This window comes from Gorillibacterium sp. sgz306347 (assembly GCF_059735245.1).
Genome location: NZ_JCAPET010000031.1, coordinates 22,228 through 36,416 on the forward strand (window position 1 = coordinate 22,228; position 14,189 = coordinate 36,416).

The 14,189-nt window shown below is 55.7% G+C and carries 14 protein-coding genes; 1 reads left to right on the forward strand and 13 read right to left on the reverse strand.

The features are described from left to right. Nucleotides 1–13: 13 nt before the first annotated feature. Nucleotides 14–1,444 carry a bifunctional metallophosphatase/5'-nucleotidase gene (locus AC6I6H_RS16105; protein WP_497954974.1) on the reverse strand — a complete coding sequence of 477 codons (1,431 nt, stop codon included), beginning with the start codon at nt 1,442–1,444 and terminating at the stop codon, nt 14–16. Nucleotides 1,445–1,659: 215 nt separating this feature from the next. On the opposite strand from AC6I6H_RS16105, the gene AC6I6H_RS16110 reads away from it, so the two are divergent. Beyond that, nucleotides 1,660–2,712 (forward strand): HD-GYP domain-containing protein, encoded by a 1,053-nt coding sequence (locus tag AC6I6H_RS16110; RefSeq protein WP_497954976.1) that lies wholly within the window; start codon nt 1,660–1,662, stop codon nt 2,710–2,712. A gap of 175 nt (nt 2,713–2,887) precedes the next feature. On the opposite strand, the gene AC6I6H_RS16115 is transcribed toward AC6I6H_RS16110, so the two are convergent. The 12 genes from AC6I6H_RS16115 to AC6I6H_RS16170 all read right to left on the reverse strand — a co-directional run bounded on the left by AC6I6H_RS16115 (nt 2,888) and on the right by AC6I6H_RS16170 (nt 14,174). Continuing rightward, nucleotides 2,888–4,093 (reverse strand): acyltransferase family protein, encoded by a 1,206-nt coding sequence (locus AC6I6H_RS16115; RefSeq protein WP_497954977.1) that lies wholly within the window; start codon nt 4,091–4,093, stop codon nt 2,888–2,890. Nucleotides 4,094–4,202: 109 nt separating this feature from the next. Beyond that, a complete protein-coding gene (locus tag AC6I6H_RS16120; protein ID WP_497954978.1) occupies nt 4,203–4,640 on the reverse strand; it encodes a hypothetical protein in 438 nt (145 codons plus the stop codon). Between the two features lie 54 nt (nt 4,641–4,694). Further along, entirely contained in the window at nt 4,695–5,126 is a 432-nt protein-coding gene (locus AC6I6H_RS16125) for a hypothetical protein (RefSeq protein ID WP_497954979.1), read from the reverse strand. Between the two features lie 171 nt (nt 5,127–5,297). Then, a complete protein-coding gene (locus AC6I6H_RS16130) occupies nt 5,298–5,918 on the reverse strand; it encodes a hypothetical protein (RefSeq protein ID WP_497954980.1) in 621 nt (206 codons plus the stop codon). A 100-nt stretch (nt 5,919–6,018) separates the two neighbouring features. Then, a complete protein-coding gene (locus AC6I6H_RS16135; protein ID WP_497954982.1) occupies nt 6,019–6,351 on the reverse strand; it encodes a YolD-like family protein in 333 nt (110 codons plus the stop codon). Between the two features lie 120 nt (nt 6,352–6,471). Next, on the reverse strand, nt 6,472–8,079 hold the full coding sequence (locus AC6I6H_RS16140) for a S41 family peptidase (RefSeq protein ID WP_497954983.1): 1,608 nt from the start codon (nt 8,077–8,079) through the stop codon (nt 6,472–6,474). 191 nt (nt 8,080–8,270) lie between these two features. Continuing rightward, the gene (gene sufB / locus AC6I6H_RS16145; protein WP_497954984.1) at nt 8,271–9,668 is read right to left on the reverse strand and encodes a Fe-S cluster assembly protein SufB; all 1,398 of its coding nucleotides are present in this window, start codon (nt 9,666–9,668) and stop codon (nt 8,271–8,273) included. A 38-nt stretch (nt 9,669–9,706) separates the two neighbouring features. Then, nucleotides 9,707–10,132, reverse strand: coding sequence for a Fe-S cluster assembly sulfur transfer protein SufU (gene sufU / locus AC6I6H_RS16150; protein WP_497954986.1), 426 nt, complete (start codon nt 10,130–10,132; stop codon nt 9,707–9,709). Next, the gene (locus AC6I6H_RS16155) at nt 10,119–11,345 is read right to left on the reverse strand and encodes a cysteine desulfurase (RefSeq protein ID WP_497954987.1); all 1,227 of its coding nucleotides are present in this window, start codon (nt 11,343–11,345) and stop codon (nt 10,119–10,121) included. Before AC6I6H_RS16155 ends, sufU begins: the two co-directional genes overlap by 14 nt. Beyond that, nucleotides 11,342–12,640, reverse strand: a complete 1,299-nt coding sequence (sufD, locus tag AC6I6H_RS16160) for a Fe-S cluster assembly protein SufD (protein ID WP_497954988.1) — start codon at nt 12,638–12,640, stop codon at nt 11,342–11,344. Before sufD ends, AC6I6H_RS16155 begins: the two co-directional genes overlap by 4 nt. Before the next feature lie 24 nt (nt 12,641–12,664). Beyond that, nucleotides 12,665–13,453, reverse strand: a complete 789-nt coding sequence (gene sufC / locus AC6I6H_RS16165) for a Fe-S cluster assembly ATPase SufC (protein ID WP_497954989.1) — start codon at nt 13,451–13,453, stop codon at nt 12,665–12,667. Between the two features lie 151 nt (nt 13,454–13,604). Then, on the reverse strand, nt 13,605–14,174 hold the full coding sequence (locus tag AC6I6H_RS16170) for a DUF1802 family protein (RefSeq protein ID WP_497954990.1): 570 nt from the start codon (nt 14,172–14,174) through the stop codon (nt 13,605–13,607). Nucleotides 14,175–14,189 lie beyond the last annotated feature (15 nt).

The following is a 14,189-nucleotide window of genomic DNA, read 5'->3' on the forward strand; positions in this document are numbered from 1 at the left end:
AAACAATCTTCCGCTACACGGCCAGCCAATGACGGCCGCCGGTCCCTTCCCCGCCTCCCGTCCGCTTCAGCTCGTCGGCCAGCACGTTGCGGAGAAAATACGGAAGCACAAACCGGACATCCCGGACCTTCGCCAGCGAAGGATAGCCGATGGAGAAGGTAAACATGTCGACCATCCCGACGGTGTACTCCCGCTCGGGGTCGAGCGCTTGGCCGGCGACCGTCGCGCGGCGGATTTTCCGGTACGGCTCCGCTTCCGGCGAGTATTCCACTTCCATGCCGTCCAAGCACAAGGTCCCCAAAATTTTGCCGCGAAAGCCGTAGCCGTAGATCGGCTTCAGGGCGAATTCGGGCAATAACGCTTCCTCCAGCGCTTCCAGAAGGGCAGCGCCTTTTATTGCCGCCGCGCACGGATTAATCGGGGACGGGCATATCCGGTGGAGCTGTTCGCGGGTGACGGTGCCGCTTTCCAGCCCCTCCAGCAGCTGCCCGGCGTTGACCAGGCCGACTTCCGCGCCGGTCGCCCGGCGGATGCCCCGGGCCAACAGGTTTCCTAGCGGCGATTCCGCCTGCCAGGCAACCTCCAGAGGGCTCTCCAGCCGGACCACCGGTTCGGCGAGCAGCGCATGCGCTTCCCGGCCAAAGCGTTCGATCAAAGCCAGCACCGCGGAATCGGACGGCATGCCTTCGGTCGGCAGGCATTCTCCCTGCACGGAGACGAGCCGCCGGGCGGCCGGGTCAAAGTCAAGCTCGACCCGGCCGACATGCCGGCCGAATTTGCCGGCGGCGCACAGGGCGGTGCGGCCGACATATTCGGGCTTCTCCAGCAGATGGTGGGTATGCGCCCCCAAAATCAAATCGATGCCCGGCACTGTCCCGGCCATGATCCGGTCCGCCGCAAGCCCGAGGTGCGACAGCACCACGATGAGGTCCGTTTTGTCCGCGAGCCGCCCCGCTTCCCGTTTCACCGCTTCCAGAGGGTCGTCCGCAATCCAGCCGAGCAGCCGGTAAAAGTCGGCAAAGGGCGCGGTCACCGCGATCAGTCCGATCCGGAGGCCGTCCTTCTTTGCGATGGCGGAAGGGCGCAGCCAGTCCGGGAACCCGCCCGACTTCGCTTCCCTCAGGTTTGCGCAAAGCATGCCAAAGCCGGCTTGGGCATAAGCTTCCGCCAGCGCGCCGGGCGAAAGCGTAAGCCCTTCGTTGTTTCCGGGGACCGCCCATTCGTAGCCGGTTGCGTTCATAACGGCGATGTTCGCTTTGCCAAGCGTGCTTTCGGTCTCCGCAAAAGCCCGGTCCATGTGGTCGCCGATGTCCACCGCAAGCACCCTGCCGCTTCCGTACCGCTCCCGCTCTTCCTTGATGAATCCCGCGACGGCAGGCATGGTGCCGAAATGGCTGTGAATGTCATTGGTATGCAGAATCACGAGCTTTTGCAGCCCGGCCATGCCGTTCCCCCCTTCCGCTCCGTACCGGGCTTTCGTTTCGCTGTTCCCGCCGCATGTCTTTATCGTTCCGTAAAGATAAACCTATTATAATGAATCCATTTCCGTATCGGCAACGAAAAAACATCGCAAAGAATCCGTCTAACGTAGGATTGGCAGTATATGTCACGCTTGCTATAGTAGGAAGAAGAATACATAGAGGGAAAAGGTGAAGCTGGTTGAAAATTCATGTAATGGATTTGGAAAACGGCGATATTCTGCAGAGTGACATTTTTAATAAATACGGGCTGCTGGTTTTGTCTTCCGGCACGGTCATGAACGCGGATTCCGTTTCGCGGCTCCTGCAGCACCAACTGGATTACGTAGACATCGCGGATCGCCGCAAGCCGAACGACGGCAAAGTCGACGCCCCCATTTCCGGGACAAGCTGGAAGGAGGCGTACCAGGAAGCCTTCCACACGGTGAAAACTGTATTCGACCAAGCCGGAGAGACCGGTTTGATCGACGCGGAGCTGGTCGATGCGGGCGTTATCGCCATGACCGAGTCGTTTCGCGGCAAAACCGACATCGCCTCTATGCTGCTTGCGCTAAACGAAAACGATGACTATACCTACCGGCATTCGGTTCAGGTCGGCCTGATCTCCTATTACCTGGCCCGCTGGCTTGGCAAAACGGAGGACGAATGCCGCTCCATCGGGACGGCCGGGTATCTGCACGACATCGGAAAAACCAAAATTTCCTCCATGCTGCTCAACAAGCCCGCCCCGCTTTCGGACGACGAATACGAATCCATCAAGGAGCACTCCTCTTACGGCTTCAACATGATCAACGATTCCATCGGCAACACGGAATGGGCGCTCGCCGCGCTTCAGCATCACGAACGCCTGGATGGCAGCGGTTACCCGTTCGGACTGAAGGGCGAAGAAATTCATCCGATCGCCAAAATCGTCGCCATCGCCGACATTTACAGCGCCATGATCACGCCCGCTCCCTACCGCAAGGAAAAGGACCTGCTGAACGTGCTGAATGAGCTGTATCACATGAGCTTCGGCAAAATCGATCCTTACGCCACGCAGATCTTTATCAAGCATATGATTCCCAACATGATCGGCAAACACGTGGTGCTGAGCAGCGGAGAAACCGGCAAGATTGTGCTGAACAATCCTTCGGACCATTTCAACCCGCTGGTGCAGATCAATGAAAAATTCATCGACCTGGCACTGGATCCGGCGCTTCACATCGTCCGTTTTCTTCCCGAAACGGCCGTTTAACCAGGCGCTTCCTCTTCCCGAATCACCCCCTGCGACAAAAGACAAAGACATGCTTATGCCCGGTTTTCGGCAAGCATGTCTTTTTTATGCGGCCAGAGGGCTGCTTTCCGCTATGAGCCGGACCGGCTGCGGATGCTTTCGGTCAAGGCGTCAGCCCGGCTGTGGATGCTTTCGGTCAAGGCGTCAGCCCGGCCGCCGGCTTTGCCTCCGGTCCTGACAATCCGCCGGGCCGCTTGCCCAGCCGCTCCGCCAGCCGTTTGCCGAGGCGCATCGAAGGCTTCTCCACTCCGTAATACCCGGCCGCCGCCACTCCGATGGATACCGCGACCGCCAGCAGCACCGTCCACTTCGCATCCCACACCCCATTGAACAGGTGCAGCAGAGTCAAGAGGACGATCATGTGATACAAATACAGGCTGAACGAAACCCGGCCCAGGAACAGAACCGGCTTCCAGTGCAGCAGCTTTGTCAGCGGGGCTACCGCCATTGCAGCCACGATGAACAGGGCTGCGCCCGCGGCAATCGTCCAGTCGCCCATGTTCGGCTCCAGAAACCGGTGATAGCTTTCGCCGTATGCAATCCACTTGAATGCATACAGGCACAGGCCAACCGCCAGCAAAAGCGCTGTTCCCCAGGCGCTCAGCTTTCTAAACGCCGCTATAAGCTCCGTCCGGTATTTGGCCAGTAGCGCACCGGCGATAAAAAAGGCCGCATAATGAAACGAGATCGCGTAATTGGTCATGTACCGCAGGTCAACCGACTGAAGCGTCAGCTCCGCCCCCGCCGAAAGCAGAGCAGCCGCCGGAAGGCCTAGCTTCCAGCCGCCCCGGATGACGAGCGGCATCAGAAACGGGAAGATGAGGGAGATCCGCATCTCATGCACAAGGGTCCAGAGAATCGGCACGTAGCGGACGGAGTTGTAATTGCCGACAAAGGCAAGGTGCTGGCCGATGGAAGCCCAATCGGGCGGAATGACCCAAAGATTATTGTAGTAGCTGGTGAGCTCGGTCAGCTTCACCTCGTAAACGGCCGTACGCAGAAGGATGGCCGCCAGCAGGGCGACCAAAAACGGAAGGTAAATCCGGCAGACCCGTTTTAAAGCGTATGGCAGGTAAGAGGTTTTCCGGTTCCCGAGAAAAGGCAGCGACAGCACAAACCCGCTGAGCAGAAAAAACAAAATGACCGCCTCATGCCCGCCCCACAACGCATGCAGCGGGGTATACTTCAAAAAGTTAAGCGGAAAACGCAAAAAGCCCCAATCCGACGTATTCTGCGCCATGGGGGCGAACACCATCAGGAAATGGCCCGCCATTACCGCAAGGGCGGCCAAGCCCCGAAGCGAATCCAGTTCTTCGTAACGCTGCAAGTACAATTCCTCCACTTATTACCGATTCCTTATCTATCGAATTTGATTATAGGAGATCAAGCGGGTTTTGTCTGCAACGAAATGAAAGAAACCCGTCCGAAAACGGGTTTCTTCCGGAAATGTTTTATTGTCCGACAAACATAATTTTAAAGCCAACCGAATTGACGCCTGCCGCCGGCTTTACATTGACCACCAGCTGCGCTCCGGGATTCAGACTGTTCGCGTAACCGCCGGATAATTGGGACCCGCCGATCGTTCCCAAGGGAATCGTCTGGCCGTTCGGGAAGCTTACCATATAGCTGCCGGTCAGTTTACCCGCCACTTGATTCGTATTCATATCGCCGAGCTGGGGGTTGGTGATAACAAAACCTACGGTTTGCGGGCGGTCGCTGTTGTTACGGTAGACGAAGGTCGTCATGTCGCTGTTGGAGCTGAAGCCGTGCACGACATTGTTGTTCAGGGACTGCACCACGATGGTGCTCAAGCTGGCGAATGCGGTTGAGGCAATTCCCACCATCAGCAATAAGGCAACCAAAGATGCAACAAGCTTTTTCCTCTTCATAGAAAAGCACCTCCATTACGTTAATAAAAACAAGGATTGCTTTGACCGGTTGTTTTACTGCCCGTCAAATTTGATCTTGAAGGCAACAGAGCTAACGCCCGTGGCAGGCTTTACGTTGACCACCAAAGACGCGCCTGGCGCAAGGTAATTGTTCAGGCCGCCTGACAGGCTGGAGCCGCTGATCGTACCCAAATTGATGGTGGTCCCGTTCGCATATCTTAATTGATAAGAGCCCGCCAGCTTGCCCGCTACCTGACTCGTGCTGTTGTCGTTGTAATTTACATTGGTAATGCGAAAAATCGCAGTTTGGGTTGTGCCGGTGTTATTCGTATAAACGAAGGTTGCCTGATCGGTGTTCGACGTAAAGCCGTGCTGGACAAAGTAGTTCAAAGACGGAATATTGATTGTGGCGGCGAACGCGGAAGAAGCGATGCCAAACATCAGCACCATAGCAACGAAGGATGCCAAAAGCTTTTTCCTTTTCATTACGGAACCACCTCCATTATGTAAGCGGAATCACCCGCTTCGTTTCTACTATACTGCTACTGGATGTAGTTGTAAATAAGTAGGAATATATAGAAATTTTATTTCCGTTTGGAACAAACAAAAAGAAACCGCCGCCAAAGCGTACGGTTTCCTGCCCGTTTTATTCGTTCGTCAGTTAAACAACTTCCGCATGGAAGGGAACAGCTCGGAATCCTCGCTGGTGAAAATAAACCCTAGTTTGTCTTCCGTAAGCATATAAATGTCTTCCACCCCGCCTTTGGATTCAACCAGGATCAAGCGGTCTTCGGTTCCCGTGTCTTCATTCTGGTGGGCGATGGCTTTCAAAATTTTGGAGTCTTCCCGCTTGTCTCCGCTCGCGCTGTTCACACCCAACTGGAAAAGAGCCTGCATATCGGGATGGACATATTCGGCAACGTATTGTTCCTTGGCTTCCGAATCCGTCCCGTTGATAAATACTTTGATGTACTGCTGAATCAGTTCCTCTTCCGCTTTGGTGACGGAATGCTTCTTCACCTCTCCCCCGGAATCGGCGGTGGACGCAGCCTCGGGCGAAGCCGTTGCTTCCGGGCTCGGTGCTGCGGAAGCCTCCCCGGTCGCGCTCGGCCCGGTGGAAGCCGCAGCGGTTGCGGTTGACGTGGCGGCTGCTCCGGCGGAGGACGCCGGCGAAGCGGTGCCGCCCGCTTCCTTGCCGGAGCCGCAGCCCGCAAGGGCAAGGCTCAGCGATGCGGTCAGCAGAAACGCGGATACGGCGGTTGTTCGTTTGATGTTCATTCTCTCTGGTTCCTCTCCCTAAATTATTCCTGTACAGTTTAAATTAAGGAGGAACGATTTGCAAATAAAAAATTGAGCTGCAAGAGAAAGAGAACCCTCCTTAAAACCGAACCCTAATGATTTCCCCGAAATCCACCCATTCAAAGCCCTCGTCGAACTCGATTTTTACCCGCCTTAAATGCGGATCTATGTAGGCCACGATTCCGGCAAGCTGCCGGATCTCATACTCCGTCCAGATGTCCAGTGTGACCGGCACTACGTCCGCACGGGCCGCACGGAGCATTCCGTCATTCTCGTCAATCTCCTCCGGCGCGAGCTGCGGTTGAGGAATCCGGTTGCGTTCTTTGTAATACTGCCGGATGCGCTCCTTGTGCTCGGGCAGGATCAGCCTGGACGACTCCCACAGGCCATTGCCATCAAGTTTTTTTGCCATGCTCCTTATCGCCTCCGTTTGCTTCGGTTGCTTTATTATAGGCGAACATATGTTCCTTTATCAATGGTAATGAACTGACAAGACCCGTCTGGCGCATGGCCGACGGGTCTTCCGATATGCTCAATGATTCATTACCCAGTTTACCCAAGGATCCTTTAATAAATCTTGAACTTCGAGGCTTTCGGGATTCACCGTCGGATAAGTGGAAGGCTGGAGCTCAACATCAGGCACTGTTCCCAGTATTTGATTGGGCCGGTGCTGGTCATTCAATGTTACCTCCACATTCATTCTCAAGAGAATTTGGCTGTTGGGAAGCGCGAGCTCAACCGGCGACAGAAATGCCGATCCGCTTCCCCCTGTACAGGTGCCGATCAATTGCCCAAGCTCTAAAGCTTTTGCTGCGGCTGCAAAAGAATCTCCGGCGGAAAATGTATCCCGGTCCGTGAAGATATAAACCTTTCCGTGAAAAGGAAAGCTGTTGTTCGGCGTAAATTTCTTCGTTATCTTGAATACAGCCCAATCTTCTTTGCTAAACTCCTGATGGTTTACCTTCTCGACCTGTTCAATGTGGTACAGGTCTTTCTGCAAAAGATGGTTTCTCATAACCCATCTATAGAGGGGATATCGAATGCCCATCCGTTTGAAGAACCCTTTTCTGATAGCCGAATACTGCACAAACAACCTAGGCTCTTTAAGGAGTGGTCGTAAAATATTTTCACCCCAATACTCCGGTTCTCCTCCGGTATTTCCTCTAATGTCGATGATCAGCTTTTTGTATTTCCCGTTCGAAGCTTGCATAAAATTCTGAAAAACCTCGTTATCGCCCCCGATATATGGCCGATGGAAAGTAAAAATCCTAACATATCCAATATTCTCGTCTAACTCCTTGCAGACCATATTCGGATAATGAGAGGAACGCAAGCCTTTGTCCGGTTCTGCAACCGGATTCGTTTCTGCTATTTCTCCCGTGTAGACCTCTCCGTTTTTTAACATAAAGTCCGCGGTCCAGTAGCCGGATTCCGGATGGATCGAGAAAAGGGCTGGGATGAAATTCTTATTTAAATCGGCGTCAAACCATAATCGCGTTTTGCTCTGAAGGGTTTTCACATAATCATCCGTCTGCATTCCGTTGACGCCTGCAATGATCGTACCCGCCGGCAAAGTTTTATCCGGAAAGAGGAGGTCTTTCCTCAAAACATAGGTTCCACTCCGATAAACCGCCTCCGCATCGGAAAAAGCATACCATGGAAATTTAGCAGCTTCCTCGCCCCAATAATCCGTTTTGTAATATGTGCTTTTTGGGATATTGTTGAAATACCAGTGCAAATAGTTATGATTTAGAGGCTGATTACTTCCAAAGTATACACCGATATGGCCATCGCCTTGTCTCAAGCGTTGAATATATTCATAGACTAGCCGAAAAAAATCCGAATTATTGCTTGTCCTGCCGGCTCTCTCTATGTATTCCTTTTCCAGCGAACGAGGATCGTCCAAAAATTTATATTGCACAATAGCATCGTTATAGGGATAGACTTCCCGGACATATTGGGTCAAATATTCAAAGTCCCTTCTCTTCTCTTTCTGCGAGAGCGCTCTCATACCGGTTTGGCCATTTCCGCTCCAAAGCTTCAAGCGGACGGCTTGATAGACAACATAACCTATCAGAATAAAGGAACATGATGCAACTGCAATCTTAAGAAAAGATACGATACCCATCAAAGAAATCATTGTGATCGTTATGCTCCTTCAGACGTCCATAGTTTTTCACAATCAAACGGGCATACCTACCGGTTCACTTCATGTTCCTTATTTTACAATAACTCCACGTGTTCGGCTCAAATCGTTGCAAACAAAAAACGTGCCCGCGCAACCTGGACACAAAAGTGTCAAGATCACTGCGGACACGTGTCAACCCTTGATTATCCGATGCTTCCTTCCATCTCGAACTTGATCAGCCGGTTCATCTCGACCGCATACTCCATCGGCAGCTCTTTGGTGAACGGCTCGATGAAGCCCATGACGATCATTTGCGTCGCTTCCGCTTCGGACAGGCCGCGGCTCATCAGGTAGAAGAGCTGGTCTTCCGATACTTTGGAAACCGTCGCTTCGTGCTCCAGCGTCACATTGTCGTTCATGATCTCGTTGTACGGGATCGTGTCCGAGGTGGACTGCTTATCCATGATCAGCGTGTCGCACTTGATGTTCGACTTCGAGCCTTCGGAGTTGCGCCCGAAAGAAGCGAGGCCGCGGTAGGTGACTTTGCCGCCGTGCTTGCTGATCGACTTGGAGACGATCGTCGACGTCGTTTCCGGCGCCAGGTGGATCATCTTCGCGCCCGCGTCCTGGTGCTGGCCTTTGCCGGCGACGGCGATGGACAGAACGCTCCCTTTCGCGCCGCGGCCCTTCAGAACGACGGCCGGGTACTTCATCGTCAGCTTGGAGCCGATATTGCCGTCGACCCATTCCATCGTCGCGTTTTCTTCCGCGACGGCGCGTTTGGTGACCAGGTTGTAGATGTTCGGCGCCCAGTTCTGGATCGTCGTGTAGCGGGCGCGGGAGTTTTTGCGGCAGATGATTTCCACGACGGCGCTGTGCAGCGAGTTCGTGCTGTAGATCGGAGCCGTGCAGCCTTCCACGTAGTGTACAAAGCTGTCTTCGTCCGTGATGATCAGCGTGCGTTCAAACTGCCCCATGTTCTCGGAGTTGATCCGGAAGTAGGCCTGCAGCGGAATTTCGCATTTCACGCCTTTCGGCACGTAGATGAAGCTTCCGCCCGACCAGACGGCGCTGTTCAGCGCGGCGAACTTGTTGTCGGTCGGCGGGACGATGGTGCCGAAGTATTCGCGGAACAGCTCGGGGTGCTCGCGGAGCGCCGTGTCGGTATCCGTGAAGATAACCCCTTGCTTTTTCAGGTCTTCCTGCATGCTGTGATAAACGACTTCGGATTCGTATTGGGCGGACACCCCGGCCAGGAACTTCTGCTCCGCTTCGGGAATGCCCAGCTTGTCGAAGGTTTCCTTGATTTCGGACGGCACTTCCTCCCAGGTTTTGCCCTGCTTCTCGGAAGGCTTTACGTAATACTGGATGTCGTTGAAGTCCAGATCGTCCAGGTTGCCGCCCCAGCGGGGAAGCGGCATCCGGTAGAAATGCTCCAGCGACTTCAGCCGGAACTCCAGCATCCAGTCGGGTTCTCCCTTCATCCGGGAGATCTCCGTAACAATCTCCGGCGTAAGGCCTTTCCCCGACTGGAAAACGGCTTTATGCTCGTCGCGGAAGCCGTATTTGTATTCCTCCATCTCGGGCATCTGCTTTGCCATGACGGTTTCCTCCTTGGTGAGGGGCGCTGCCCCGTAATTTATTTGCTGTCCGACTGCTCGATGCCCTTGCGCATGGCGTTCCAGGCAAGCGTTGCGCATTTGATGCGCGCCGGGAATTTTTTGACACCGGACAAGGCTTCAATGTCGTCGTAATCGAAATCGACGTCTTCCCCCCGCATCATGCAGGAGAAGTTATCCGCCATTTGCATGGCTTCCTCCAGCGACTTGCCTTTTACGGCATCCGTCATCATGGAAGCGGACGAAAGGCTGATCGAGCAGCCTTCCCCTTGAAAGCGGGCGTCCTTGACCATCCCGTCCTCCACCTTGAGCTGGAGCGTGATGCGGTCCCCGCAAGAGGGATTGTTCAGGTTGACGGTGACGGCTTCGCCTTCAAAGGTTCCGCGGTTATGTGGGTTTTTATAATGATCCATGATGACGCGGCGGTACAAATCATCCAATTCCATAACCGAAGTACTCCTTTGTTTTTAATAACGCTGCGAAAAGCCGGTCCACGTCGTCTTCCGTATTGTACAGATAAAAGCTGGCCCGCGCCGTCGCGGTCACTTCCAGCCAGCGCATCAGCGGCTGGCAGCAGTGATGACCGGCCCGGACCGCCACGCCCTGGGAATCCAGCACGGTGGCGACGTCGTGGGGATGAACATCCCCGAGGTTAAAGGTGATCAAACCGGAACGCTCGTCGACGGGACCGTAAATGGCCAGGCCGTCGATTTCGGAAAGCCGTCCCATAGCGTAGCGGACAAGCTCCTTCTCATGCCGGTCGATTTCGTCCATTCCGATCTCCGAAAGAAAATCGATGGCGGCACCCAGGCCGACGGCGCCCGCGATGATCGGCGTTCCGCCTTCAAACCGCCAGGGCAGCTCTTTCCAGCTCGACTCGTAGAGGCCGACATGATCGATCATTTCGCCGCCGAACTCGATTGGCTCCATGTTCTCCAGCAGTTCCTTTTTGCCGTACAGGCAGCCGATCCCGGTCGGGGCGCACATCTTGTGGCCGGAAAATGCGTAGAAGTCGCAATCCAGCTCCTGAACATCCACCTTCAGATGCGGCGTGCTTTGCGCTCCGTCGATCAGGATTTTGGCTCCATGCCGGTGGGCGATGGCTGCAATTTCCTTGACCGGGTTGACGACGGCCATGACATTCGAGATGTACGTGATGGCCACCATTTTCGTTTGATCCGTCACGGTCCGCTCGACATCCTCAAGCCGGATCGAACCGTCCGGCTGAAGAGGAATGTATTTCAGCGTGGCGCCGGTCGCCTTCGCGACCTGCTGCCACGGAATCAGATTGCTGTGATGCTCCAGGGGAGTAATGACGATCTCGTCGCCTTCCCGGCAAACCGACCGGGCATAGCTGGCTGCGACCAGGTTGATCGCCGTCGTCGTCCCCCGGGTGAAAATAATTTCCTCCGTGCGGCGGGCGTTCAGAAATCGCGCAACTTTCTCGCGAGCTCCTTCGTAAGCGTCCGTTGCCCGGGCCCCTAACGTATGGACGCCGCGATGAACGTTCGCATTGTCGCGTTCGTAGTATGCCTTCACCGCTTCCATAACCGGGACCGGTTTCTGCGATGTGGCCGCGCTGTCCAGATAAACGAGCGGGCTCCCGTTGATCTCCTGATCAAGAATCGGGAACAGCTTTCGAAGCTCGCGTGCATTCATTGCCCCAACTTCCTTTCCACCAGCCTGCGGAACTGTTCCTCCAGCTCGGGAAGGGGAATTTCCGCCACAACCGGTGCCAGGAAACCATAGATGACCAAGCGTTCCGCTTCCTCGCGGGTCAGTCCGCGCGACATGAGATAGAAGATTTGCTCCGGATTGATCTGGCCGACGCTGGCGGCATGACCCGCCTTGACGTCGTCTTCGTCGATCAGAAGAATCGGATTCGCGTCGCCGCGCGCCGTCCGGCTCAGCATAAGAACCTTTTCCGTCTGCTGGCCGTTCGCGCCGGTGGCGCCTTTTTCGATTTTGGTCACGCCGTTGATGATCGCCGTGGCGGATTCCCGCATGACGGCGCGCGTGATCATATCGGATTCGGTCGCTTTGCCGAAGTGCACGTTGCGGGTCGTTATGTTCAGGCGCTGCTCCTTGTCTCCGACGCAGATGACCTTGATGTCGGAGGACGAACCGGACCCGACCAGCTGCGAGGATGTATCCGCGACGCCGTAGCCCGCGTTCATCTCGCCGACCACCCACTCGATGCGGGCGTCTTTGTCCAGAATCGCGCGGCGGTAGGCGATGTCGGTTACACTCGCCCCCAGATTGTGCACGGAGGCGAACCGGACGCTGGCGCCCGGACCTGCGAACACTTCCGCAATGGAGCTGACGACCAGCTCCCCGGTCTCGTCAGAGGACGCGTAGTGGTCGGTGTAAGCAACCGAGCTGCCTTCCTCCGCTACGATCAGCACATGCGGCGACATGGCCGCGCCCGCCTTGTCGGCCAGGAAGACCGCGCGCAGCGGCACTTCCACCGTGACGTTCTTCGGAACGTAGAGGAACACGCCTCCGCTCCAGACCGCCGTATGCAAAGCCGTCAGACGGTGTTCATCCTGGGACACGGCTTTCATGAAAAACTGCCGGACCAGTTCGCCGTGCTCGCGGGCCGCGGTCTCCAGGTCCGTAAAAATCACGCCCTTGGCGGCCAGCTCGGCTCCGAGCCGGGTAAGCACCGGCGCCGAATTGCGCTGGATGACCAGGCTGCTTCCTTCCTCGGCGGCGGGGATTCCCAGCGCCTCCATCAGCTCGGCCGGATAGCCGGCCGTTTCGGCTGCCTGGCTTCCGTACGCATCCAGCTTCCAGCGGTCGATCCGCGTTTTCTCCAGCTTCGGCAGCTCCAGCTCCGCCGCCAGCTTCAGTCCGTTCAAGCGCAGCTCCGTCAACCACTCCGGCTCGCCCGCGGTGCGGGAGCGTTCGGCCAGGACTTCAGGGTTGACGGGAATCATGGTGTTGCTTGTCATATGCGATTCCTCCCGTTCTCTCTCTTACACTCCCTGGCCGACGGTTTCGTCGACGATGCCAAGCTCTTCCTTGATCCAGTCGTAGCCTTCGCTTTCCAGGCGTTCCGCCAGCTCCGGGCCGCCCGAGCGAACGATGCGCCCCTGCATCATCACGTGCACGTAATCCGGCGTGATGTAGTTCAGCAGCCGCTGATAGTGGGTGATCACCAGGAAGCTGCGTTCTTCGCTGCGCATGGCGTTGACGCCGTTCGCCACAATTTTGAGGGCGTCGATGTCAAGACCGGAGTCGATTTCGTCCAGGATGGTCAGACGCGGCTCAAGGAGAAGCATCTGCAGAATTTCGTTGCGCTTCTTCTCCCCGCCGGAAAAGCCCTCATTCAAATAACGGTGTGCGAATTCCGGGTTCATCTCCAGGTCCTTCATCTTGCCTTCCATCTGGCGGATGAATTTCATCAGGGAGATTTCGTTGCCTTCCCCGCGGCGGGCGTTGATCGCGCTGCGCAGGAAGTCGGAGTTAGTAACCCCGGCGATTTCACTCGGGTACTGCATAGCCAGGAACAGCCCGGCGCGAGCGCGCTCGTCGACCGCCATTTCCAGCAGGTCTTCGCCGTCCAGCGTGACGGTGCCGCCGGTCACTTCATATTTCGGATGCCCCATGAGAACGGAAGCGAGCGTGCTCTTGCCGGTGCCGTTCGGTCCCATAATGGCGTGAACTTCGCCGTTTTTGATCTCCAGGTCAAGGCCTTTCAGAATTTCTTTGCCTTCGATGTTTGCACGCAAACCGCTGATTTGAAAAGAAAGCGTATTGCTCATCTATGAACCCTCCATTCGATAGTCAGTGGTAGTATATTTGCAAAAGAACCACAATTTTTCATTGATTCTCACTGATTCTCATTCAAGTTTATTATAAGCGCTGGTAAAATGCAATTGACAATCGATGGCCTGATGAATCAAAACCGGACGATTAACGTCCCGCCAATGCGTCCCGCACGGCCTGGGCCTGCGCTTCAAAAGCCGCCTCGCCGAGCACCGGCCGTCCGGCGGGTTCAACCGGCATATCCGACAGCCGGATCCAGGATTTGCAGCCCCCATATTCGGGCAGAACCGGTATCTCTACGGGTTCATCAAGAGCGTACACCCGCAGCAGCAGAACGTGCAGCGGCTGCGTCCGCTTCCACTTCAGCCGGTCCTCCGCCAGCTTCCCGGACCAGATGTGACAGCCGTCGATCCGCTCCAGCTCCTCAAGCGTCGTAATCTCGATGTCGTCGACCGCTTCCGCCCAGACGCCGATTTCAACACTGCCGCGTTCGGGGGTCCAGCCGTCGCGCAGCTTCTCAAGTCCCTCGCGGAATTCAGGCTTGACCAGCTCCGGCTTTTGGTGCTCATACCCCGGGTATAAGTAAAACTGTCTGCTTTGCAGTTGAAATTCCCGGGTCTCCTCGGCAATGCCGCCTTTGCGCAGCAGAAGAATCTGCTTGCCTTCGCGCAGCGCCTCAATAACCGCCGCCCATTCTTTTAACGCCACCGGCTCCATAATCGGATCACGCTC